This window comes from Rhodanobacter sp. A1T4 (assembly GCF_014207185.1).
Taxonomy (GTDB): Bacteria; Pseudomonadota; Gammaproteobacteria; order Xanthomonadales; family Rhodanobacteraceae; genus Rhodanobacter.
This window is the reverse complement of sequence record NZ_JACHCP010000001.1, coordinates 544,562-568,200: the sequence shown is the minus strand read 5'-3', so window position 1 is coordinate 568,200 and position 23,639 is coordinate 544,562. Positions and strand designations below refer to the sequence as shown.

At 59.7% G+C, this 23,639-nt stretch carries 22 protein-coding genes and 1 tRNA gene; 8 read left to right on the top strand and 15 right to left on the bottom strand.

Annotation, left to right across the window (positions count from 1 at the left end; genetic code table 11):
• The first annotated feature begins 480 nt into the window (after nucleotides 1–480).
• The gene (locus tag HDE80_RS02575) at nucleotides 481–795 is read left to right on the top strand and encodes a DUF3761 domain-containing protein (RefSeq protein ID WP_221437384.1); all 315 of its coding nucleotides are present in this window, start codon (nucleotides 481–483) and stop codon (nucleotides 793–795) included.
• 452 nt (nucleotides 796–1,247) lie between these two features.
• On the opposite strand, the gene HDE80_RS02570 is transcribed toward HDE80_RS02575, so the two are convergent.
• Nucleotides 1,248–1,490 (bottom strand): hypothetical protein, encoded by a 243-nt coding sequence (locus HDE80_RS02570; protein WP_184667543.1) that lies wholly within the window; start codon nucleotides 1,488–1,490, stop codon nucleotides 1,248–1,250.
• Between the two features lie 1,149 nt (nucleotides 1,491–2,639).
• Here HDE80_RS02570 and HDE80_RS02560 point away from each other — a divergent pair.
• Nucleotides 2,640–3,017: a hypothetical protein gene (locus tag HDE80_RS02560; protein ID WP_184667539.1), complete on the top strand. Its 378-nt coding sequence runs from the start codon at nucleotides 2,640–2,642 to the stop codon at nucleotides 3,015–3,017.
• A gap of 464 nt (nucleotides 3,018–3,481) precedes the next feature.
• Here HDE80_RS02560 and HDE80_RS02555 read toward each other — a convergent pair.
• From HDE80_RS02555 to grxD, 7 genes are all read right to left on the bottom strand, one after another.
• Nucleotides 3,482–3,558, bottom strand: a tRNA-Asn gene (locus tag HDE80_RS02555).
• Between the two features lie 68 nt (nucleotides 3,559–3,626).
• The gene (gene ppnN / locus HDE80_RS02550) at nucleotides 3,627–5,027 is read right to left on the bottom strand and encodes a nucleotide 5'-monophosphate nucleosidase PpnN (protein ID WP_184667537.1); all 1,401 of its coding nucleotides are present in this window, start codon (nucleotides 5,025–5,027) and stop codon (nucleotides 3,627–3,629) included.
• 292 nt (nucleotides 5,028–5,319) lie between these two features.
• A complete protein-coding gene (locus HDE80_RS02545) occupies nucleotides 5,320–7,767 on the bottom strand; it encodes a TonB-dependent receptor (protein WP_184667535.1) in 2,448 nt (815 codons plus the stop codon).
• A gap of 481 nt (nucleotides 7,768–8,248) precedes the next feature.
• A complete protein-coding gene (locus tag HDE80_RS02540; protein ID WP_184667533.1) occupies nucleotides 8,249–9,961 on the bottom strand; it encodes a lysophospholipid acyltransferase family protein in 1,713 nt (570 codons plus the stop codon).
• A 93-nt stretch (nucleotides 9,962–10,054) separates the two neighbouring features.
• Nucleotides 10,055–10,654 (bottom strand): YhgN family NAAT transporter, encoded by a 600-nt coding sequence (locus tag HDE80_RS02535; RefSeq protein WP_184601505.1) that lies wholly within the window; start codon nucleotides 10,652–10,654, stop codon nucleotides 10,055–10,057.
• A 79-nt stretch (nucleotides 10,655–10,733) separates the two neighbouring features.
• A complete protein-coding gene (locus tag HDE80_RS02530) occupies nucleotides 10,734–11,501 on the bottom strand; it encodes an SDR family NAD(P)-dependent oxidoreductase (protein ID WP_184667532.1) in 768 nt (255 codons plus the stop codon).
• Entirely contained in the window at nucleotides 11,501–11,824 is a 324-nt protein-coding gene (gene grxD / locus HDE80_RS02525; protein WP_184667814.1) for a Grx4 family monothiol glutaredoxin, read from the bottom strand. Before grxD ends, HDE80_RS02530 begins: the two co-directional genes overlap by 1 nt.
• Nucleotides 11,825–11,936: 112 nt before the next feature.
• On the opposite strand from grxD, the gene HDE80_RS02520 reads away from it, so the two are divergent.
• Nucleotides 11,937–12,515 (top strand): Fe-Mn family superoxide dismutase, encoded by a 579-nt coding sequence (locus HDE80_RS02520; RefSeq protein WP_184667530.1) that lies wholly within the window; start codon nucleotides 11,937–11,939, stop codon nucleotides 12,513–12,515.
• Nucleotides 12,516–12,605: 90 nt separating this feature from the next.
• On the opposite strand, the gene HDE80_RS02515 is transcribed toward HDE80_RS02520, so the two are convergent.
• A complete protein-coding gene (locus tag HDE80_RS02515; RefSeq protein ID WP_184667528.1) occupies nucleotides 12,606–13,760 on the bottom strand; it encodes a 5-(carboxyamino)imidazole ribonucleotide synthase in 1,155 nt (384 codons plus the stop codon).
• Nucleotides 13,757–14,260 carry a 5-(carboxyamino)imidazole ribonucleotide mutase gene (purE, locus tag HDE80_RS02510; RefSeq protein WP_184667526.1) on the bottom strand — a complete coding sequence of 168 codons (504 nt, stop codon included), beginning with the start codon at nucleotides 14,258–14,260 and terminating at the stop codon, nucleotides 13,757–13,759. Before purE ends, HDE80_RS02515 begins: the two co-directional genes overlap by 4 nt.
• A 68-nt stretch (nucleotides 14,261–14,328) precedes the next feature.
• Between purE and HDE80_RS02505 the strand changes: the two genes are divergently transcribed.
• From HDE80_RS02505 to HDE80_RS02490, 4 genes are all read left to right on the top strand, one after another.
• Nucleotides 14,329–14,601 (top strand): Trm112 family protein, encoded by a 273-nt coding sequence (locus HDE80_RS02505; protein ID WP_184667524.1) that lies wholly within the window; start codon nucleotides 14,329–14,331, stop codon nucleotides 14,599–14,601.
• Between the two features lie 141 nt (nucleotides 14,602–14,742).
• Nucleotides 14,743–17,049 (top strand): DUF1631 domain-containing protein, encoded by a 2,307-nt coding sequence (locus HDE80_RS02500; protein WP_184667522.1) that lies wholly within the window; start codon nucleotides 14,743–14,745, stop codon nucleotides 17,047–17,049.
• The gene (nadC, locus tag HDE80_RS02495; protein ID WP_184667520.1) at nucleotides 17,046–17,903 is read left to right on the top strand and encodes a carboxylating nicotinate-nucleotide diphosphorylase; all 858 of its coding nucleotides are present in this window, start codon (nucleotides 17,046–17,048) and stop codon (nucleotides 17,901–17,903) included. The genes HDE80_RS02500 and nadC overlap by 4 nt, the downstream gene beginning before the upstream one ends.
• 50 nt (nucleotides 17,904–17,953) lie before the next feature.
• Nucleotides 17,954–18,361 carry a DUF3301 domain-containing protein gene (locus tag HDE80_RS02490; RefSeq protein WP_184667518.1) on the top strand — a complete coding sequence of 136 codons (408 nt, stop codon included), beginning with the start codon at nucleotides 17,954–17,956 and terminating at the stop codon, nucleotides 18,359–18,361.
• A gap of 69 nt (nucleotides 18,362–18,430) precedes the next feature.
• Here the strand turns inward: HDE80_RS02490 and HDE80_RS02485 are convergent, their stop codons facing one another.
• The 5 genes from HDE80_RS02485 to petA form a co-directional block, all read right to left on the bottom strand.
• The gene (locus HDE80_RS02485; protein WP_255483540.1) at nucleotides 18,431–18,880 is read right to left on the bottom strand and encodes a ClpXP protease specificity-enhancing factor; all 450 of its coding nucleotides are present in this window, start codon (nucleotides 18,878–18,880) and stop codon (nucleotides 18,431–18,433) included.
• Complete coding sequence (locus HDE80_RS02480) at nucleotides 18,867–19,505, bottom strand: glutathione S-transferase N-terminal domain-containing protein (protein WP_184667516.1); 639 nt, start codon at nucleotides 19,503–19,505, stop codon at nucleotides 18,867–18,869. The genes HDE80_RS02485 and HDE80_RS02480 overlap by 14 nt, the downstream gene beginning before the upstream one ends.
• 70 nt (nucleotides 19,506–19,575) lie before the next feature.
• Nucleotides 19,576–20,364, bottom strand: coding sequence for a cytochrome c1 (locus HDE80_RS02475; protein ID WP_255483539.1), 789 nt, complete (start codon nucleotides 20,362–20,364; stop codon nucleotides 19,576–19,578).
• On the bottom strand, nucleotides 20,357–21,658 hold the full coding sequence (locus HDE80_RS02470) for a cytochrome bc complex cytochrome b subunit (protein ID WP_184667514.1): 1,302 nt from the start codon (nucleotides 21,656–21,658) through the stop codon (nucleotides 20,357–20,359). The genes HDE80_RS02475 and HDE80_RS02470 overlap by 8 nt, the downstream gene beginning before the upstream one ends.
• Nucleotides 21,658–22,263, bottom strand: coding sequence for a ubiquinol-cytochrome c reductase iron-sulfur subunit (gene petA, locus HDE80_RS02465; RefSeq protein WP_184601516.1), 606 nt, complete (start codon nucleotides 22,261–22,263; stop codon nucleotides 21,658–21,660). Before petA ends, HDE80_RS02470 begins: the two co-directional genes overlap by 1 nt.
• A gap of 157 nt (nucleotides 22,264–22,420) precedes the next feature.
• Here petA and HDE80_RS02460 point away from each other — a divergent pair, with 157 nt between their 5' ends.
• Nucleotides 22,421–23,602 carry a trypsin-like peptidase domain-containing protein gene (locus tag HDE80_RS02460; protein WP_184667512.1) on the top strand — a complete coding sequence of 394 codons (1,182 nt, stop codon included), beginning with the start codon at nucleotides 22,421–22,423 and terminating at the stop codon, nucleotides 23,600–23,602.
• Nucleotides 23,603–23,639 lie beyond the last annotated feature (37 nt).

Sequence of the window (23,639 nt, the reverse complement as noted above, 5' to 3'; positions counted from 1 at the left end):
AAAGTAAATGCCTGTGCCGGGTCTGCGTGAAGTCGTTTGCGATAACGCCAACTGCCAGGCAACTTCCTTGCTTGTTACATGACCTTCGTCTCTTCATATAAGACCAGCCATAAGCCCGCTGTAAGTCATCGCCGAGGTGGCATGCATCGCGGCACACAGAAACAGGCCAAACGGCAGTCCCCAACGCGTCCACTTGCGTGACATACAGCCCTTCCTTGCGCGATCGTTTTTGGTCAATGGATTGTGTTCGACAGAGTTCTGTCGCGCAGGTGTCAGCTCGCTCAACCCTCGTCGAGCCACGATGCCTCTGCGCTGCCCCGTCCCCTTGGTTGCCTGTCAATAGTGACATCGCGCTGCGCAAAAGTCTGTGGTGCCCACTCATAAGGGGCAAATTATCCAGAGGTGCCACGCCCGACTTCTTGTAGGCACTGGCAACACTCTTGCATTGATCCCTTTGTCCGAACAAAAGGGGGGATCCACATGTTCAAGCACATCAGCCTCTCTCTATCCCTATGCCTGCTCGCCATGGGGCTCAACAGCCTTCTCGTCACACCGAGTGACGCGCAGCAACAGCCTCAACAAAGCGCGCAGAACGTCACAAATGGCTCGACCACGCTCATCGAGCAAGGCAGCTACGTTAACCGCGAGGGGTATTCAGTCCATAAGCCGGCGCACACCGTATCGGGCGCCGTGCCTGCCGGTGCGTCTGCTCAATGCCGCGATGGCAGCTACAGCTTCAGCATGAACCATCGCGGGACGTGTTCGCATCATGGTGGGGTGGCGCGTTGGCTGTGAGCTCTTGATCAATAGACGCGCGCGATATGGTGTTGCTGGTCGTCAGCACGACGCAATCCAGCGAACGCCCCATATGGGCCGCATGCTCGCGTGCCTGCGCTTCGGTGTTGAAGTGATGGGGCTTCAGCTTGCGCCCTTGATGAAAACCGCACACCACAAACGTTGTTCCATCCATTGCTATCTCCCGTGATCTGGTTCGAGCTTGCACGGCGAATGTGTCAGGAGATGCGACAGCGTCGAGCCCGGTCAATAGACGCTGCATACGGAGCCCGTTGCTGGAGTGGGCTCAAGGTCTTCCAACTCAAACCGCGTGGCCAGATACAACCCGACTGTACCGACGTCGGTGCTGTGGGTGACTCGTATGGCATCGAGCAGATCGCGCTCGCTGCAACTGAAGTGACCACACCAGTGCGCGAGGCTCAGTAGGTTACCAAGGTCGATCGGCGCATCCATCAAGCCGCTACAAGCTTGAGCATGGGTGCAGGCTTGGCGTATCGCGCCAGCAAGATGCTCGAATAAGGCGTTTCCAGTGCAACGGTGACCGCCTCACCCGATTGCCCGTGAATCAATCGCGCCAGCTCTCGGCCGTCCTTGATGGCCGCGGCCGCGGTGAGCTGCTTTATCAGCAGTTCGCAGTCGCGATAGACGCCCCACAGCCCGTTCGATTCTTCTTTGATGGTGAAGACAACGCTCATCTGCGACAACCTCGCTGGCGGCCTTATCTCAGGATGGCATCACATTGCGCCGTGGCGACGAACCGGACTAGCGGCGGATAGCCTGATGTCTTGTAAGGGAAACCTGATTCCGGGCATGAAAATGGTGCCCTTCCCTAGGCACCATTGCGCTTCCCTCTGCATAAGCGCCCCGCTAGTCCTTACGCCCTGACATCGCCAATCGGCGACGTTGCCTGACATCCAAATCAGCAGGTCTTGCGAGACGTAGCTAGATTGCGCGTACTCCGCACCTCCGTGAATCGGCAGATGACGCGAAAGTTTGTAGGGTTTTGCTGACACGTTGAATCAGCAGCGCTTGAGCAGGTGAAGTAAGCGGCGTAGATGTTGCCCAGCTTGCAGTGCCAGCCAACCTGACAGGTTCACACGAGCCGCAAGAAATAGCGTTATATTCCAGCGAACCGTCGGACGCATAACTCCGATGGATTCCGGGGGGAATCGTGAGAATAGCTATGTTACTGGTCGCTTTCGCGATCGGTCTGTTCTGGTACTTCGTGCCCGCGCTTGTCGCAACAAGTCGAAGAAATCCAAACGCATCAGCCATCTTTATGCTCAATTTGTGTTTTGGCTGGAGCCTCATCGGCTGGGTCATTGCATTGAGACGGGCATGCGCTGCAACGCCAAGTCAGTTTGTCCCGTCGCTCACCATGAAACGACCGGCCGCCAACTCATGTTGCCAGATGAACAGGTTGATCGAACTGCGCACTCTGGAAGGACCGGTATTGATGGGCTCTCGTCATGATGTGGGACGCGTAGACTTGTCCCATGAAGCGCAAGCGTAACTCGTCCTGATCGCCGCAACGATCGCGATATTGGCTGTGGGCTTTTATCTAGGCGTCAGGCATCAAGAAGCGCGGCCGTCTGACAACTCGGCGCCCGGCGCAGGCCCCTGATGCAGTGCGCGTCATTTCGTAAGACTAGCGGTATCTATCCTGTGGCCTTGCCTCGACAGCTCTAACGCACCAAATCCTTTTCTTCTGATCTGCTAACCGACTGGTCGCCAGTCGCAACGCCGCAGCGTGCAGATGACAACTGGCGAGAGGAAGGCTTGAGCGCCATATGGCGCGTCATACACAATACGCGCGGGGAACAATAATGCGATGAGGTGTGCCGGTGGACGCTCCGCTGAAGGCGCTTTTTATCGACCGCGATCCTACGTTGTCAGCAGCGGTCGCGGACTCGCTAGCCGGATTAAAGAACATTGCATTGCTCCAGGCCGGCAGCTTCGCTCTCGCGGAAAGCCATCTAGATCAGGGCAATTTGGATGTCTTGATCATCGATATTCGAGTGCGCAGAACCGGCACAGGTGCAGATTTCATTGCGCGCTTTGCTGAGCTCCACCCCCACGCTGGCATTGTTCTGGTTTCGGCGGACCCAAAATATTACACGCACTACTATCCGCCTTATTCCGTATGCCTGCAGAAGCCTTACGGCGTCGATGACTTGGTAGATGCCATTGTGTCGGCTATCGATCGAGCACCGCGCGCGTAACTAGAGATTGCCTCGATAGTCGGCTCCAGCAGACGTTACAGCGTCGCTTGCGCCTGTCCTGTGTGGACCTTGTAGCGCCAGATGCCAAACGGCTGGCGTGAGCATGTGCCATCAGTTCACTGGCGCGCCCTCGCGACGCGCATAAACTGTCTGGACCACCCCCTAGTCGCCGTGAGGCGATCGCTGTCCCGCCAAGCTTCCCCAAGCATGCACAGATGGATAAGGACCCGCTTCGGCGGGTCTTTTTTACGACTTCGACTCGGCTGAGTCTGCGTGATCAGCGAACTGTTATGGCATGTTCGAAGACACGCGGAAATACGCGATCGCCCGGTACCGGGTGACCTACGAACTCATCGAGAACGATGTAGAGGCCGAAAACGTCGCAAAGTAGCCACTCTTTTTACAGTGAATTTTACGGTCGCCCATAAAAAAGGGCTGCGATCTCTCGCAACCCTTGGTGTACTTGGCGCCCGAAGCTGGACTCGAACCAGCGACCCCCTGATTAACAGTCAAGTGCTCTAACCAGCTGAGCTATTCGGGCGTGAGCTGCGTAGTTTGTAGATCGTGCGGCGAGCTGTCAAGCCATGATGACCGGATCGCCGCATACTTTCAGGGTGTGCGCACGTGATAACACGGCACGTAAGCGGCCCCGCCCGGCAGCTTCATGCGGTGCTGCTCGACGAATGCCTGCAGCAACTTGTCCAGTGCACGCATGATGTCGGCATCGCCATCGATATCGAACGGGCCGAACTGCTCAATCGCCTTGACGCCCTCTTCCTTGACGTTGCCCGCAACAATGCCGGAAAAGGCGCGGCGCAGATCCGCCGCCAGCTCGTGGCGCGGTCGATCGCGGTGGATCTGCAGCGCGCGCATGGCTTCGTGGGTGGGACGAAACGGAATCTGGAATGCGAACGGAATCTGCAGCGCCCAATTGAAGAAAAACGCATCCTTCGTATCCAGTCGATGCTTGCGTACCTTATCGATGCCCTTGACCATCGCACGCGCCACGGCCGGCGGATCATCCACGATGATCTGGTAGTGCTGCGCGACCTCGTCGCCCAGCGCCAGTCGCAGGAAACGGTCGATCTGCTCGAAATACGCGGCCGACTGGCGCGGTCCGGTGAAGACCAGCGGAAACGGCACGCCCGCATTGTCAGGATGCAACAGGATACCCAGCAGATAAAGAATTTCCTCCGCCGTACCGACGCCACCAGGAAACACGATGATGCCGTGGCCCATGCGGACGAACGCTTCGAGCCGCTTCTCGATATCCGGCATGATCACCAGATGGTTGACGATCGGGTTGGGCGATTCGGCGGCGATGATGCCTGGCTCGGTGATGCCGATATAGCGGTTGTGCCGGCGACGCTGCTTGGCATGCGCAATGGTCGCGCCCTTCATCGGCCCCTTCATGGCGCCGGGGCCGCAGCCGGTGCAGATATCCAGCCCGCGCAGGCCAAGCTGGTAACCCACCAGCTTGGTGTAGTCGTACTCTTCGCGCGAAATCGAATGGCCGCCCCAGCAGACCACCAGGTTGGGATCGACATGCGGCTTCAGGATGCGCGCGTTGCGCAGGATCTCGAACACGCCCTGGGTCAATCCGGCAGTACCGTCCAGATCGACGCCGGTCTGTTCCAGCTGGGTCGACACATAGACGATGTCGCGCACCACCGCCACCAGCAATTCGTTGATGCCACGGATGATCTGGCCATCCACGAACGATTGCGCGGGCGCGTTACTAAGCTCGATCTTGATGCCGCGATCCTGCTGCAATACCTGAATGTCGAAATCCGGGTACTGCTCCAGAATCGCCCGCGGGTCGTCGCTGATGCTGCCGGATGTCAGCACCGCCAGAGCACAACGACGCAGCAGCGCATGCAGGCCCGAATCACTGACACCGCGCAACCGCGCCACTTCGTTACGGGAAAGAATATCCAGCCCGCCTATCGGCGAAATACGCGCGCTGACGGTATTTCCTGCACCCGCGGCACTGGGTTGAACTGTATTCATCACATCGCTCCTTTACGGCCGAACACCTCAGCCTGACTCCGATTGCGGAGCCGACCGCCTAGCATCCCGCGTCGATTGATTGCGGTCAAGAACAACGCCGGAGGCTGCTGCACCATCAACAAAGGCTGACCGCCTTGAAGCAATAAACAAGATCTGCCGATGAAAGGCGATCAACGGACAGTTGCGCTGTACCGCAATGGTTTAGAGCTATTCGAACCACCAAAACGACAATGCCCCCGCGTTAGCGAGGGCATTGTGCGATTACTGCATCAGCAAGCGGTTGACTTGACTCTTAGAACGATGCACCGAACGTCACAAAGAACGTACGACCTTCCAGCAGCGAGTAGTAAGGCTCCGAGGCATACAACGTCGTACCGTTCACGTCCTTGATCTTGTCCGGATTGGACGCGAGGAATGCACTGATGTTGTTGGCATTGGTGAGTGCCTGGCGATCCGTGATGTTGAACAAGTTGAGTTTGATGTATGGCTTGTGGATGAAGGACGAGAAGTCGTCGAAGTTCCAGCCTGCATTGAAATTGAGCGTTGCGTAACCGCCGACTTTCTGCGTGTTGGACCAGTCGCCCCAGATCGGACCACGATATTTCTCATCCAGGCTTGCCCAGAACGGTCCCTGGTTATAGCTGACGCGAACGTAGCCGATGTTTTTCGGCGTATTCAGCAGCGTCTTACCCTCGGTGTTGTAGATACCGTCACCGGACGTGTTGAGGTTGGCTTCCAGCGTCGACTTGGTATAGGTATAGGAACCGTACAACGTCCAGTTCGGCGTGACCTTGTAGCTGGCTTCGGTATTGAGCCCTCGGTTGTGGACTACGGGCAAGGACAGGTAAACGGTCGCGAAGGTAACTTCATCGAAGCCGGAAATCTGCTTGTTATTGAGGTTGGACGCATAGGCATCCACGTTGGCCGAGAACTTATCGTCGTAGTAGCGCCAGCCAAGATCAGCCGTGGTTGCGGTTTCAGGCTTGTTGACGAGGTTGCTGGCCGGCGTGGTTTGACCAGGCGCATTCGCCACGGCGGCGTTTTGCAGAATGGCACCATTGATCGGTGCACGGAACGTTTTGCCGATACCGAAATAAAATTGGTTCTGCTCGTTCAGCTGATACTTCACACCCGCCGTCGGGCTCCATTTGTGATACGTCGCGTTGGCATCGTCGACACCGTATTGCGTGTAGCCACTTCGCACCGAGCCCGGATACTCATAGTCAAAACCAGTGCGCTTTTCTGACAGGAAAGACGTGCCGGCAGTGAATGTCCAGAAATCATTCGGCGTCCATGTGTCCGTGGCAAAAGCCTTGCGGGTTTCCGTGGTCGTGTATTCGTTGTAGAGCTTCTGGATGCTGCCATTCGGGTAGCGAATCAGGTCGGTCAACCCCTGGATATCGGAGGGCACACCTGTGGTCGGATTCACCGGGGTGAAGGCTTCACTCTGTTCCTGGCGCGGACGCTCGTACCAGAAGCCGTACTCAAGGCTATTGTTCTCGCCGAAGTCCTGGTTGAACTTGGCGATGACGCCGGGGCGCAAGGTGTACGTGTTGCTGATCGAATACGCCAGGGCCTTGTTGTTCTTGCCACCAACAACACCGTTGCCGTTCAGATCCTGATTGCTGTACTGGTACAAATTGAGCGGCGATGTCGATTCTGTGAAAACGGAACCGCCGCCGGCGCCGCCATTGCCATACTGGAAGTAAGGCACCACGGACAGGTGCAGGCTGTCACTCAGCTTGAACTCACCGTCCAGACTCACCAACCAGTTGCTGAAAGGATTGGTATGCAACTTGTAGAAGTTGGTGTCGGTCGCCGTCAGCAGCGTCGCGTCATAGTTCTGGTGATAGTTCTGCTGAGCCTGTGCCTTGGTCAGGCTTGCGTACTCGATATTGGATTCACGGTTGTACTGGAAAGACCCCGATAGGGAGTTGTTGTCATCAATGGTCCATATGGATTTGCCATCCACCTTGGTTACGTTCTGGTAGCCGGGGCCACGCCACATATCGGCCTGGTTGTTGGAATAGGACAACCACGAGCGCACGGGGCCGGTATCACCGGTATTCAGACGAACGAAGGTGCGACGGTAATCGTTGCTACCAAACGTCTGCGTCAAGTCCAGACCAGCCTTGTGCGACGGGTCGATGGTGGCCCAGGCGATGGAACCGCCGGCGGCGCCGCTGATCGGCGTATCCACATCGGGATAACCCTGCAGCACGGTAATGTCGCCGATGTTTTCGGTGTCGCCGTACTCGGTCGAATAGATTTTGTAGTTACCGCTGTCGTTGATCGGTGCACCGTTGACGGTGGTACCGATTTCGTCACTGGTGAAGCCGCGAATGCTGTAGTTGCCATTGGCAAGACCACTGAAGTCGTCAGTGGACGCATTGACGCCCGGAATGCTGTCGATCAACTGCACGAACGTGGCGCCTGGCGCCGCATGAACGATGGCATCACGGGTAATCGTCGAAACAGCCTTCGGCGCTGTCTGCACCGACATCAAGCCACCACCAAGCGACAGAGATTTCCCCTCCACCTGCACCGCCGACAATTGCTGCACACGCTTGGTGTCGTTGGACGTTGTGGTGTTCGACGTGCTGGAGACACCGACGCGCTGCGCGGACTGGGTGGTGGTATCCGTGTTTGCAGCCTGATCAGTGGCTGTTTGCGCCATCACAGCGCCAGCAGTCATGAAACAGGCAAGCGCAATCGCTGCGGAAAGGTGGTTTCGCTTCATTGAATTTATCCCTATTGAGTCATGAATTAGTTGGTGCGGGGCGTGAATCGCGCGATGACCGTTGCCAGCGATTGCCCATTTCTCACAAAAACACGCGTCACTCGCCATGCTGAATTTGCGCAGTTAAAAACGTATTCGTCTGGCATCACCCCAGCGATTGCGCATTTTCTTGAAGCTCGTAACAACGTTCCCCAGAATCTTTAAAAGTGCAATCACGCCATAATCACATGCAAACTTTACAACGTCTTTACAAAACTTTCAGTCCGCTTATGATCGCAATATATTGCGGATTCGCTATCCGCTATTTCTGCTGCCGCAGGCAAGCGCCGACCGCGTCGAGGCTTTGACAAAGTCAAATCAAGACTGACGCATCACGTAATGCGTCGGCGGGTTTCGCATGAACTTGCTGAAAGCGACTCAGGTTGAGCGTAAGACTCGGCTATTGATCAGCGAATGCGGACACTCACTGCGCGGCGAATAGCTAGGCCGTCTTGCCCAAGTAGCGCACCCGCTTGGCGGGCTTGAGTCTGGCCAGATCCAACATGACCAGACCGTCGACGCATCCGGAAAAACCGGGGTCCTCGCCGAAATCGAGAAACTGCACGCCATCGGCGTCGACCAGATCGACGTATTGGCGATACAGCACCGGCAGGCTGACGCCAAGCGCATCCAGATGATGTTTGAGCTTGCCCAGACCAGCCGATGCATCGAGGCCGTGCAACGCCTGCTGCACGCCTTGAGTGACATCGGTCGAGATGACAAACGGCTGACGTGCCTCGGCCAGGCCTGGCGCACCAAAATAATGCCGATGCGCGGCCACAATCCACTCGCGCGCTTCGCGCGGCATGCTGACCGACATGCTGACCGGGCCGAACATGTAACGCAGATCCGGATGGCGTTGAAGGTAGAGCCCGATGCCTTGCCATAACTGATCGAGCGCGCGCGATCGCCAGTAAGCCGGTGCCACGAAGCTGCGGCCCAACTCCAGTCCCTGCGTCAGGCGTGACTCCAGCGCCGGCGAATAATGGAACAGGCTGGATGTATACAGCCCGGCCATGCCGCGCTCGGCCAACAATCGGCCACCGTGACCGAAGCGATAAGAGCCGACGATGCGCAGCGCCCTGGTATCCCACAGCACCAGATGCTCGTAATGCGGATCGTAGGCATCCAGATCACGACGCGTACCGGTGCCCTCGCCAACCTTGCGAAACGTCAGTTCGCGCAACCGGCCGATTTCACGCATCACCGCACTGTTGAGTGCGCCCTTGAACAACCACGCCTGTTTGCCATCGGCAAGCTCGGCGAGCTTTTCCGACCGCATCAATTCGGCAGCGACTTGATCCACCGGCTCCGGATGCGCCAGCGGTACCTGACCGCCAAAGATCAACCCGCGATGCTGGCCGACGCGATACACATGCCGACGCATCAGTTTCGCAGCTTGCTCGGATGAGCCGCCGCTGCGCAGCTCCAGCTCGTCGACGCTAACCAGCGCGCCGATACTGAATCCGATGCGCCGACTACCCGCGGCCACCGCTTCGCGCGGCAGCATGGCGGTACTCAGTGGCTTGGCCAGCATCGACAAGCCATAGAACATCGCCGAATTGCGTGCAGCGACGTGGATCGGTAATACCGGCACCTTGCGGCGCATCGCCAGCTTCGCGAACCCATCCGACCAGCGGCCATCACGTACGCCGCCAGCACGCACTCGCGATACTTCGCCGGCAGGAAATACAATCAGCGCCTGACCTTCATCGAGCGCGCGATAAATGCCGCGCAGTCGAGATGTCGCCCCCTTGCCGAAAACATCGACCGGCAACAGCAATTTTTTCAGTTGCGGAACAACGGCTAACCAGTCATTGCCGAGGATGCGCACATCGCTGCGCACCGAGCCCACCAATTGCAGCACCGCCAGTGCGTCCTGCATACCCAGCGGATGATTGGCCACTACCAGCAAGCCACCATCCACCGGAATATTTTCGCGCTCGCGCGGGCTCACGTGATAACTGGTGCCGAGCATATCCAGCACACGCTCGACGAAATCAAAACCTTCGGCGGCACCGACTTTGTCGAGAACCCGATTGAAACCGTCCTCGTCGGCCAGTCGCCCGAGCATGTCTGCCATCGGGCGGCGAATTCTGGGGTGCAACGCGAGCCAGGGCAACCGCTCGGTAAGGGTCTGTTCGATAGAGAGCATGACCGTGTCCTCAGGTTTTCGCACATCCTGAAGATCAATTGTTACAAGAGCCGGTCACGCTGATGCGAATCGCAAGTTGATTCGCTGTTTCGGTCACAAACTTACGTGCATGAAGGACGCGACACCGGACATGAACATCTGCACCGACAGTGCAATCAGCAGCATGCCCATCACCCGCTCCAGTGCCGTAAGCACGCTCTCGCCCAGCCATCGAAAAAGATAGGTGGCACTCAGCAAAATCAGCGAAGTGGCCAGCCACGCCAACACCAGAGCGGTAACCCAGTCGGCGGTACGGCCTGGCTGCGTATTGGTCAGCAGCAGCAACGCCGCCATCGCCGACGGACCAGCCACGCCGGGAATCGCCATCGGCACGATAAAGGGCTCACCTTCACCCGGCTTGCCAAAGATGCCGCCGCCATCGGCCGGAGGAAACACCATGCGAATACCGATGAGGAACAGCACAATGCCACCGGCGATGCTGATCGAATCAGGCTTTAGCTGCAGCAGCTTGAGGATGTGCTGGCCGCCAAACAGGAATACCAGCAGCACGCCCAGCGCAATCAGCAGTTCGCGCACCATCACTGCGCGCCGACGCTTGGGCGGCACGTCCTTCAGCAAGCTCAAAAAGAACGGGATATTGCCCAGCGGGTCCATGATCAGAAACAGCATGATCCCCGCCGACAACGTGGTCATCTCCGTTTCCATCGTGAATCATCCCCATTGAGGTCATCACAGGATAACCGTTACCGCATCGATCACACCGATGGGTGTTTCAGTCGGCGCGCATGTCCAGCATCGAACCACGGGATTCAACAGACTGCGCGCTTAGTAGATAGACGGCGGCCGCCGCCGCGGCATCGGGCAGCGGCCGCTGCATGATGTCTTCGCCAAAATACGCCTGTCGCCGTAACGCCGTGCGCATCGGTGGTGGCAGCAAAGCATTCACGCGCATCGGGCTGGCATCCGTTTCCTGATGAAGAATGGCTACAAACCGTTCGAGCGCCGCCTTCGATACACCGTATGCGCCCCAGTGCGCGCGCTGCAGCAGCTCAGGATCGTCAAGCACAAATACCACCGAACTATCGCTTGCCTGTGTCAGCAGCGACATGCAGGCCTGGGTCAGCGCAAACGGCGCGGAGACGTTGACGTGCATCGCGCGCAGCCAGTCGTCCGGTTTGTGCATCGCGATCGGGCTCAGACCGGCAAAGCTGGCCGCTGCGTGGACAATGCCGTCGAGCCGGCCGAAATCGCGCTGCAGCCCATCGGCCAGGGCTTCGTATTCACGCGGCGTGGCCGATTCCATATCGAGCGGATGAATCACCGGCTCGCTCAGACCTTCGGCAAGCATGGCGTCGTACAACTGCTCCAACTGGCGCTTGCGCTTGCCGGTGATGACCACCGTGGCGCCCGCACGCGCTGCCGCGCGCGATACCGCTGCGCCAAGACCACCGTAGGCACCGGTGACCAGCACCACGCGATCGCTCAATGCATCGGCAGCCGTCGCCCAGTCGGCCGGCAATCGGGAAACCGGCAACGTCATTAATTCGCTATCCCGGCGACGTCGTTTGCCATGCGCGCCAGCTCACCGGCAGCGTTCAAGTCTTCGACGATATCGCAACCGCCGATCAGCTCGCCTTGAATAAACAGCTGCGGAAACGTGGGCCAGTTGGCGAAGTGCGGCAAACCCGAGCGCAGCTGTGGATCTGCCAATATGTTGACCGTGTAGAAATCGGCACCCGCCTTGGTGAGTGCTTTCGCCGCACGGCTGGAGAAGCCGCACATAGGAAACTGCGGCGTGCCTTTCATGAAAAGCACGATGGGATGTTCGGCCAAGATCGTCTGGATTCGCTCGTTAATGTCCATAGCTTCGCGTTTCATCTTTACAATGCAGGCAGATCGGTATTGTACCAGTCACCCACTGGCCGCCGTCTGCTGAACCGGTCAATCTCCCCCAGCCACCGCTAAGGAGCCACTCATGGCGATCGAACTGTCCCCGCTTCCGTATGAAAAGAATGCGCTTGAGCCCCATATTTCCGCCGAAACACTGGAATATCACTATGGCAAGCATCATCAGGCCTACGTGACCAACCTCAACAAGCTGATCGAAGGCACCGAGTTTGCCGACGCCAAGCTGGAAGACATCATCAAGAAATCCTCCGGCGGCGTGTTCAACAACGCCGCGCAGATCTGGAACCACACGTTCTACTGGCATTCGATGAGCCCCAAAGGCGGCGGTGCCCCCACCGGCAAGCTCGCCGACGCGATCGACAAGGCCTTTGGTTCGTTCGACAAGTTCAAGGAAGAGTTCAGCAAATCCGCCGCCGGCAATTTCGGCTCGGGCTGGACCTGGCTGGTGCAACGTCCGGACGGCTCACTCGGCATCGTCAATACGTCGAACGCCGCCACGCCGATCACCGGCAGCGACAAGCCGCTGTTCACCACCGACGTGTGGGAACACGCTTACTACATCGATTACCGCAATGCCCGTCCGAAGTACGTCGAGGCGTTCTGGAATCTGGTGAACTGGGAATTTGCGGCCAGCAACCTGGCTTGATTCACAAGTCCATCGCGTGAGACAAAAAACGGAGCCCATGCGGCTCCGTTTTTTCATTGCATGGATGTCAAAAGCCGGCGAGGCTGCGTTTTATCGAAGTGCCTGCACGGTATGCGCCGCCTGCGCCACACGATCCAGCGCTTTAGCCAGCTCCGTCAATCGCACGGCAAGCTCACTCGCATCCGGCGCGCACAGCGTGGCATGCCCGACCTTGCGGCCCGGTCGCACCTGCTTGCCGTAGTCGTGCCAGTGCGCGTCGACGGCGCGTAGCACCGGCGCAGCGTCGGGCAGATCACCGATCCAGTTGAACATTGCCGATGCGCCACGAGCACCGGTGTCGCCCAGCGGCAGGTCGAGCACCGCACGCACGTGGTTCTCGAACTGGCTGATATGCGCGCCTTCGATCGTCCAATGGCCAGAGTTATGCACCCTTGGCGCCATTTCGTTACCCAGCAGCTCGCCGTCTTTCACGAACAGTTCGAGAGCGAACACACCGACGTAATCCAGCCGCTCGGCCAGCATTTGTGCCAGCGCGGTGGCGCGCTGCTGCAACTGCACAATGTCCAGCGCGGGCGCCAGACTCATCGAGAGCACGCCATCGACATGCCAGTTTTGCGTTAATGGCCACGTGCCGAATGCGCCGTCGCGACCGCGCACGGCGATCACCGACAGCTCTCGCTCGAACGGCACAAAGGCTTCCAGGATCAGTCCATGCGTCGACGCCTGCGCGCCCAGCGCCGTCCACGCCGTGTCGGCATCGGCGATGCTTTTCAGCCGGAACTGACCCTTGCCGTCATAGCCCAGCCGACGTGTCTTGAGAATCGCCGGCGCGCCGACCCTGGCCAAGGCCTGATCCAGTGCCTCACGCGAATCGACGGCCATGAATTCGGGCGTCTGCAAGCCACATTCGCGGAACAGGGTTTTCTCGGCCAGCCGGTCCTGCGCGATCGCCAATGCCTGCGGCGAAGGAAAGACGGCAACGCGCTCGGCCAGCCAGCGGGCTGTCTCAGCCGGCACGTTCTCGAAATCGAAGGTGACCACATCGACCTTCGCGGCAAACGCTTCCAGCGCCGCGTAATCCGTCCAGTCGGCAACTACCAGCGGAGCGACTTGTCCCGCACACGCCTCCGCCGAGCTATCCACCACCAGGGTTTTTACGCCCAGCGGCGCGGCCGCCAACGCGAGCATGCGCGCCAGCTGACCACCACCCAGAACCCCGAGCACCCGCTGTTTGCGATCAGTCACTGCCGCGGATCCGGCTGATCGAGCACTGCCTGCGTCTGCCTTGCACGCCACGCGTCCAGCGCCGTGGCAAGTTCGGGATCATGCAGGGCCAGCACGGAAACGGCCAGCAAACCGGCATTTACCGCGCCCGCGCGACCGATCGCCAGCGTGCCAACGGGAATACCAGCCGGCATCTGCGCAATCGAAAGCAGCGAATCCATGCCGCTGAGCGCTTTCGACTGCACCGGCACGCCAAGCACGGGTAACCGCGTTTTCGCCGCCAGCATGCCAGGCAGATGGGCGGCCCCACCGGCACCGGCGATGATCACCTGGATACCCCGGCCAACCGCTTCTTCGGCATAGCGAAAGAGCAAATCGGGCGTGCGATGCGCCGACACCACACGCACTTCGTGCAACACACCCAGCTCTTCCAGCACGCTGGCCGCGTGCTGCATGGTGTCCCAGTCAGAGCGCGAGCCCATCACTACGCCAACGCGCAGCGGATTGGTTGTCGATGTCATGGCCGGGCCGTCCAAAAACGGTTATCGTACAAGCTTTCCCCTGCTCCGGCACACCCTGCGAACCCGCCATGGACAAGCGTCTGCTCGATATTTTGTGCTGCCCGGTGAGCAAGACACCGGTTCGACTGCTGAGCAAGCATGAGCTTGATGCGCTCAACGGTGCCGTCGTCGCCGGTCAGGTCGATTCGGTCGCCGGCGTACCCGTTCGCGAGAAGATTTCCGAGGCCCTGATCACCACCGATCGCAAGGTGATCTATCGCATCGAGGACGGCATCCCGGTGATGTTGCCCGAGGAAGGCATCGGCACCACCCAACTGACCGACTTCCCCGCTGGCGCCTGATTCGTTTGGGGCACAGTTCTCGGTTCTGCCATATGTACATGACACGCCGCCCGGTTTGGCCTATCGTCAGCCTCAGGGCGGGCCGTCAGACTCTCACCGCGTGCTTTATGATTGCGTGCAGCAATACCCCAAGGCGTGGCGATGAACGAAGTCAGTGACTCTTCAAAGATCGTCAATCTCGGCCCGCGCCTGGATCCATCCAGCGAACGGGTTGGAGAGCTATTGAATGCCGTCCGCGCTATCGCCAATCGGCGGTTGCAGCAGTGGGTCAACAATACCTTCGAACAAGTCGACGACGCACTGTTCGATCTGGCCGAGAAAGCGGAAAACAATGCCGCCCAGATGCACTACTTCGACGGCATGCGCGATGTACGCAAACGCAGACCATTGGTGGAACGCCATTTTCTGGCGGCCATCAACCGTGAGCTGGGCGAGCTGACCCATCCGAAGTCGCCATCAGCATTCGCCTCACCGACGCCCTCCAATAACGGAGTGGAGCTGTCGCTGGTGGCTGACAACGAACTCGAAGAGTCGCTGGCGATCACCAGCATGATCAGCAAGAACGACTCGCGCTTGTCGCGTGATCTGTTTGCGGTCAACCAGCGGTTGTCGGTCATCTGCGGCGGCCACAAGATCGACGATGCCAGCAATCCGGTGGCACCTGCGTTTCTCTCGCAGGCATTTCGTCAGGCGCTGCGCGAACTCACCGCGGATATGCGCGTCAAGCTGATCATCTACAAGCTTTTCGATCGGTATGTACTGTCGTCGCTGGAAGAGCTCTATCAGGAAATCAACGACGAGCTGGTTGATGCCGGCGTGCTGCCGCAGCTGCGACATGAGCTTGTGCGCGGCAACAGCCATGGCCGCACCAGCACGGCGAAAGCCTCGGGCGATGAGGCCGCGGCCAGATCAGTCGCCACGACGGAAGAGTCCGGTGAAATACCGAACGACCTGCTGCAAACCCTCCACGCCTTGTTCAGTGCACGCCGCGCACCAGCCACCGGTGCCGGATTCGGCAACGGAACCAGCGGCGTTGGCGGCGCAGGCTCCACGCCAACCGGACCGTTGCCTTCAGCCCATGAATTGCTTGGCGCGCTGAGCGTGCTGCAGAGCCAGATCGCCAGCGCCGGTCCGTTGCCGCAGACAATGTCTGATCATGACGCCGCCGATCTCAGCCGCGAAGTGATGCAACTGAAGGCACAGCTCCTGAACCAGGTGGGTGCGCTGCGCGGCGAGCGCCCCAGCCATGTTGCCACCATCGATGAGGACACCATCGACCTGGTCGGCATGCTGTTCGAATTCATTCTGGAAGACCGCAACCTGCCCGCCGAGATGCAGGTAATGCTGGCGCGTCTGCAAATTCCCTACCTCAAGGCCGCCATTCTCGACCGCAAGATGTTCGCCCATCGTCAGCATCCGGCGCGTCGACTGCTTGACGGATTGGCCGAACAGGCCAAGGGCTGGTCGGAAGAGTCCGATCGCGATCGCCGCCTGCATGAAAAAGTCAAAGTGATCGTCGAGAAGCTGCTGCACGAGTTCGACGATGACATGAGCATCTTCGACCGGCTGCTGGTCGATTTGCAGCAATTCCACGACGTCAACAAGCGCCGCTCCGAACTCGCCGAGCAGCGCGTTGCCGAGTCCACCCGCGGCCGCGAAAAACTCGAGCAGGCCCGTCGACGTGCGGCGCGTGAAATCATCGATCGCATCGGCCAGCACCAGCTACCACCGCTGGTGCATGGCGTGCTCGCACGGGCTTGGGCCAATCATCTGGTGCTGACCCTGCTGCGACAGGGCGAAGCATCGAACGAGTTCAGGAGTGCGCTGCATTTTGTCGATGACTTCATCGCCAGCACGCGGCTTGCAAACGATGCTGAAAGCCGAAAGCTGCTCCGTGAGATGCTGCCAGGGATAGAGCGCTCGCTGCGTCTTGGCCTGGCCAACGTGGCCTTTCAGGAACAGGACATCGAGCGATTGCTCGGCCAGCTGCACGCCTATTACCGCCAGCAGCTCGGTGAAACGCTCGACGAGCCTGAAGGCGTACCCGTGGAAGAGGACACCGTCATGCGGACGATGCCCGATACGATCCAACCCATCGTCGATCAGGACGCCAAGGTAGGTACCAGTCACGACGTCGATTCGGTGATGGTGCCGCTAGACAGCCCGGAGTGGCATCAGGTACAGGCGCTTCAGCCGGGTACCTGGCTGGAATTCAGCAACACCGACCAGGCAATGGAACGCGCCAAGCTCTCGTGGATCAGCCCGATGACCGGCCGCTATCTTTTCGTCAATCGCCGCGGTCTGAAAGTGGCAGACTATGCGCCAGAGGAACTGGCGGTATTGCTGGCCGATGGCCACGCCATAGTGCTCGCGGCCAATGCCTTGTTCGACCGCGCCATGAGCTCGATTGTCGGCCGCCTGAGTCAGCCAGAGAACCCCGCCCAGTGAGTTCAGCACCATCGTTCGACCCGCCCTCTGCTGCCAAAATTTCCGCCGACATCGAACGCGCCTTCGCCGAAGATCTAGGGCCCGGCGACGCTACCGCTGAATTACTACCGGCCGGCGCGCAGGCCCAGGCCGAGTTGACCTGCCGCGAAAGCGCCGTCATTGCGGGCATCCCTTGGTTCGAGGCCTGCTTCCGCCGGATGGACCCCTCCGTGCAGATCGACTGGCATACGGCCGACGGCCAGCGCGTTGCACCCGGCGCCGTGATCTGCCGCTTGTCCGGAAAAGCGCGGGCCCTGGTCAGTGCCGAGCGCACGGCGCTGAACTTCCTCCAGTTGCTGTCCGGTACTGCCACGCAAGCCGCCGCTTATGTCGCCGCACTGGCAAGCACGACAACACGCTTGCTGGACACCCGGAAAACCTTACCCGGTATGCGCCTTGCGCAGAAATACGCGGTGCGCTGCGGCGGTGGCTACAACCAGCGCATGGGTTTGTACGACGCCATTCTGGTCAAGGAAAACCACATCATTGCCGCTGGCAGCATTGCCGCCGCGGTAGATGCAGCGCGCCAGCTTCATCCGACGTTGATGCTGGAAGTCGAGGTGGAAAATCTCGACGAGCTGGCGCAAGCGATCGACGCGCGCGTGGACCGGATCATGCTGGACAATTTCCCGCTGCCGCTGATGGCCGAAGCCGTGCAGTTCACGGCCGGGCGCGTGCCGCTTGAAGTGTCCGGCAATGTCGGACTCGAAACGATCGCAGCATTTGCTCATACCGGCGTGGATTTCATTTCCGTCGGCGCGCTGACCAAACATGTCCGGGCGATCGACCTGTCCTTGCGGCTGCGCCTGGACTGATCTCCAGCCGTCGCCTTGCGCGCAGCTCACCACGCCCACACACTGCAGGCATGAGCGACGTCGAAAACATGTTGGCGCTGTTGGCGTTTTGCGCCATCGTTGTGCTGTGGCTGAAGTTGACCGCCGCCCGCGAGCGAGCGGTGAAAGAAGCACGCCGGCAATGCCAGCAACATGGACTGCAGTTGCTCGATGAAAGCGTCGGTCTGCGGGCTGTGCGCCTGCGTCGCGTCAATGGGCTGCGCAGGGTCGAACGCGGCTATGCCTTTGAAGTCAGCATCGATGGGGATGACCGCGAGCCGGGCCGACTCTGGATGATCGGCGATGCCTTGAGCGGCCTCAGCCTCCCAACGATCGAACTGGCTTCTGCCGAATCGATCGTGGCATCCGCGCTGGTCAAGGCATCGAGCAATGTCGTGCCACTGCATCCTGGCCGTCGACCGGACGACCGGCTTCATTAGCGCTGTCTGCGGCGACTACGCAACACTCCAGACCGAAGTACTCCGCAGACGGCGTGTTCGCCGCGGATATTATTTGACCACGCGCAAATGCGGTGCACCGCGCTTGGGCTTGTCGCCACCTTGCTGCTCTGCACTTGGCGCCGGCGGTGCGTCATCGGGAACATCCGGCGGCGGATTATCGCCACCCTCCTCGGCCGGAAACATCATGCCCTGCCCATTTTCCTGGGCGTAGAGCGCCAATACGGCTTGCACTGGAATATTGATGGTCTGGCTGACACCAGAGAATCGAGCCGAGAAGCTGATCCACTCGTTGCCCAGATCCAGATTGGCCACCGCACGCATTGCCAGGTTCAGCACGACCTGCCCGTTCTTGATCACCTGCGGCGGCACGCGTACGCCTTCGACGGCGGCATCGACCAGTACGTAGGGAGTGAGGTCGTTATCGCTGATCCAGTCGTAGATCGCCCGCAGCAAGTACGGACGATTCGAACTCATCGATGTGGGTTCATTCTTGCTCATGGAGTTGCCGCATGCCTTTTTCCTGATCGGTCATGCTGCGCGCAAAACCCTGACTATGAAACAAACGTTCGCCGTAATCGATGATCGGCTTGCCTTCGCGACCCAGTTCGACGCCGAGCCACGACAGTCGCCAGATCACCGGCGCCACCAGGCAATCGACCAAGCTCATTTCCGGATTGAGAAAGAATTTCGATGCCTTGAACAGCGGCAGGCTGGCCAGCAAATGTTGGCGCAACCGTTTGCGCGCTGCATCCGCTGGACGCCCGCCGGCACGGATAACGTCCACTTCGCTCAACCAATCCTTCTCGATGCGCACCGCGGCCACGCGCAGGCGCGCGCGTGACAGCGGGTCAATCGGCATCAGTGGCGGGTGCGGATAACGCTCGTCCAGGTATTCGCACACCACCGATGTGTCAAACAGGGTCAGATCGCGATCGACCAGCGTCGGCGTGGTGACATACGGATTCAGATCGATCAGATCTTCCGGCGGCTTGGCATGATCCACCAGCACACGTTCATAGCTCACGCCTTTGGCGGCCAGTACGAGCCTTGCCCGATGACACTGGATGTCATCGGCGGTGGTGTAAAGCGTCAATACGTTACGCGAGCGGGCGCTCTGAACCATGCGCGTTTCCCTATCGGTTAGACGACTACGGCGGCTCGTGGCCGCCGCAATCGGATGATGCCCATCCGGTTTAATGGACGTCTTTCCAGTATTCCTTGTTAAGCACGTATGCCAGCAGGGTGAAGAACGCCAGGAACAGCACCACCCAGATGCCGTAGTGGGCACGCTGCAAAGCGGCTGGCTCCGAGGCGTACTCCAGGAAGCTGGTCAGATCGCGCATCGACTGCTGGTACTGCGCCGGCGTCATCGTGCCCGGGTGCGAGATCTCCAGCTTTTCCACCACGTCGGTGGTACCCGGCTTCATCACCGCGGTCTGCAGACCCTGCAATTCGGCCAGCGGAAACGGCATGGCGGCGTTAGGCAGTACCGTATTGTTCCAGCCGATCGGGCTATGCGGATCGAGGTAGAACGAATTGAGGTACGTATAAACCCAGTCCTCGCCCTTGGCACTGACTTCCAGCGACAGATCCGGTGGCGCCTTGCCGAACCACTTGGTGGCCGAGTCGGCCGGCATGTGCGAGATCACCTGGTCGTCGAACTTGCCACCGGTGAAATTGAGGTTCTGCATCACGTCCTGCTCGGACAGATTCAAATCCTCGGCGATACGTGAATAGCGCACGTACTTCAGCGAGTGGCAGCCGACGCAGTAGTTGAAGAACAGCTTGGCACCGCGCTGCAGCGACGCCTGATCGCGCACACTGGCACCGGACGACATCAGGGCGGATTCTTCCGCCGCCTGCGCCGACACGCTGCCGAGCAGCAGTCCGAACGCCATGGCCACCGCAGACAAAAAACGCTTGCTCAGGTACCGCTGCTTCATCAGGGGCCGCCGCTTCATGAGGATCGTTGGATTAGTCATGCCCGGTCACCCGCTCCGGCACCGGCTTGGTCTTTTCCCAGCCGAAGTGCGTGTAAGCCCACAGGAACGGGAAGAAGCCGAAGTAGATAAACGTCATCACGCGGCCAAACAGATTTTCCCAGGTGGTGAGGTCGACGTTGCCGAACCACTCCGGGATCACTTCGGCCGTTATACCTGTGCCGACTGCACCCAGCCCCAGGAAAGCGACCACAAACAAACCCAGTGCGACCTTGTAACCGGTACCGCGATAGCGGATCGAGCGAACCTGGCCACGATCGAACCACGGCAGGAAGAACAGCACGGCGATCGCACCGAACATTGCCAGCACACCCCATACGGCGGTGCCGAAGAATGACGGAATCATCCGCACGATCGCGTAGAACGGGGTGAAGTACCAAACCGGCTTGATCTCGGCCGGCGTGACCAGGTTGTTGGCCATGATCGAGTTGTCGTGCTCGAGGAACCAGCCACCGAAGGTCGGCGCGAAGAAGATGATGAAGGCCGCGATCAGCAACAGGAAGCCGATGCCGACCAGATCGTGCACCGTGTAATACGGGTGGAACGGAACACCGTCAGCCGGCTTGGTCGCATCCCAGCGATTGCCCTTCGGGCCATGCTTGATGTCAACACCGTCGGGATTGTTCGAACCCACTTCGTGCAGCGCAAAGATGTGCAACACAACCAAAAGCAGCAGCACGATCGGCAGCGCGATCACATGCAATGCAAAGAAGCGGTTGAGCGTGGCATCAGCCGGCAGGAAGTCGCCCATGATCCACTCGACCAAGGTACTGCCGATTACCGGAATGGTGCCGAACAGCGAGATGATCACCTTGGCGCCCCAGAACGACATATTGCCCCACGGCAGCACGTAGCCCATGAATGCCTCGGCCATCAGCACCAGGAAGATCAGCATGCCGAGCAGCCAGACCATCTCGCGCGGTTTCTTGTACGAGCCGTACATCAGGCCGCGGAACATGTGCAGAAATACCACCACGAAGAACAGCGACGCACCGGTGGAGTGCATGTAGCGGATCAGCCAGCCCCACTCCACGTCGCGCATGATGTACTGCACGGAGTCGAACGCACCCGCCGCACTCGGGTTGTAGTTCATCGTGAGAAAGATGCCGGTGAGGATCTGGTTGACCAGCACCACGATCGCCAGCACGCCGAAGTAGTACCAAAGATTGAAATTCTTCGGTGCGTAGTATTCGGTCATGTGCTTGCGATAGAACGGTGCAAGCCCGGGCGCCCGATCGCCGACCCAGTCGCCGATGTTGGTGAACACGTTGGCCATTACGCAGCCCCCTTGGGATCGACGCCAATCTGGATGGTCGTATCGTCAATGAAGTGATACGGCGGGATCTGCATGTTCTTCGGTGCTGGCACGCCCTGATAGACGCGGCCGGCCATGTCGTAGCGCGAATGATGGCAGGGGCAGTAGTAGCCACCCTTCCAGTTTGGATCGAATGGCTCGGGTTTCATCTCGCCCACATACCCCGGCACGCAGCCCAAGTGGGTGCAGATGCCGATCATCACCAGCCACTCGGGCTTGATCGAGCGGGACTCATTCTGTGCGTACTTGGGTTGCTGCTGCGCCGAGCTGCCGTCCGACTTGGGATCGACCAGGCGCGAATCCTGCGTCGGCAGGGTCGCCAGCTGATCCTTGGTGCGGTTGACGATGAATACAGGCAAGCTGCGCCAGCCGACGATCAGCTGCTGACCACTTTCGATCTTGGCGAGCGACTGGGTGACCGGAGCACCGGCAGCCTTGGCGCGAGCGCTGGGTTCCCATGACTTGATGAAGGGTACTGCCACCGAGACGACCCCAACACCCCCGACCACCGCGGTGGCTGCTGTCAGGAAACGGCGGCGGCCGTGGTCGACAACTTCATTCGCCATCAGGCTCTCCGGAAGTGTTCTAAGGATGGGGTTTGGGACCCCTCAAAAATCGCGTTAGTGTAGCGTCAGGCCTTCACCCATACAATAAAACCGCACACCCGGCGACGTCGATCCGCCGTGAACATTCGCCACGACTCGCCGGGAATCTCTTTTCGACATGAAACATGCCGCCGGCACACTCGCCTTCATCGCTCGCTTCGTCATCCTGGGGCTGGCGGTAGCGTTTGTCATCGGGCTGTTCTGGCCCGGTAGCGGCGAGCGCCTGCGCACACGCTTTGGTTTGTCCACGACGGCGCCGGTGCAGCAGGTCAGTCCGGCGCGTTCCGGCATGGGTCCGGTCTCGTATGCCGATGCCGTGGCGGTCGCCGCACCGTCGGTGGTGAACATCTACGCCAACAAGATCGTCACCGAGCAGGCGTTGAAGATGTACAACAACCCGGTGCTACAACAGCTTTTCGGCGGGATGCCCACGACTTACCAGCATCGCGAACAGACGCTGGGTTCGGGAGTCATCGTCAATGCCCAAGGCCAGGGTTACGTGCTGACCAATAATCACGTGATTGCCCAGGCGGCGGATATCCAGGTGTTGCTCTACGACGGCCGCATCGCCAAGGCCACCCTCGTCGGCGCTGACGAGGAAACCGATCTGGCCGTGCTGAAGATCGATGCCAGCAATCTCCCAGTGATCCAGATGGCCAGCAAGCAAGATCTGCGCGCCGGCGATGTTGTGCTGGCGATCGGCAACCCGCTCGGTCTCGGCCAGACCGTGACCATGGGCATCGTCAGCGCGGTCAGCCGCCAGCTCAACAGCTCCAGCGCCGAGGATTTCATCCAGACCGATGCAGCCATCAACCTGGGCAACTCGGGCGGCGCGCTGATCAACACCGAAGGCCAGCTGATCGGCATCAACACCCTGCTGATCGGCGAAGCCGCTGGCGCCGAGGGCATCGGTTTCGCCATTCCCGTCACCACTGCCCGCAAGGTGCTGGATCAGATCATCGCCAGCGGTCACGTGGTGCGCGGCTGGATCGGTGCCAATTACGTATCCGTCCCGGTGGCTGCCGATAGCGGGCTGCCTTCCGCTGCGCGCGGTGTGCAGGTGACCGATGTCACGCCCGGTGGCCCTGCCGCGCTCGCCGGCATCCAGCCGCGGGATATCCTGCTGAAAATCGGCAACGACGACATCCTCGACCCCACCGATCTGCGCCGCCACGAAGCAGCACTGAAGCCTGGCAGCAAGGCTGAAGTTTCCGGCCTGCGCAACGGCAGTCCCTTCCATCTCGACGTCACTCTGGCGCAGCGTCCGCCAATGAGCGCCACCCCCGTGGTTACCAACTGATTCGATCGCGCTAGCTCACACTGACAGCGCTATCAGC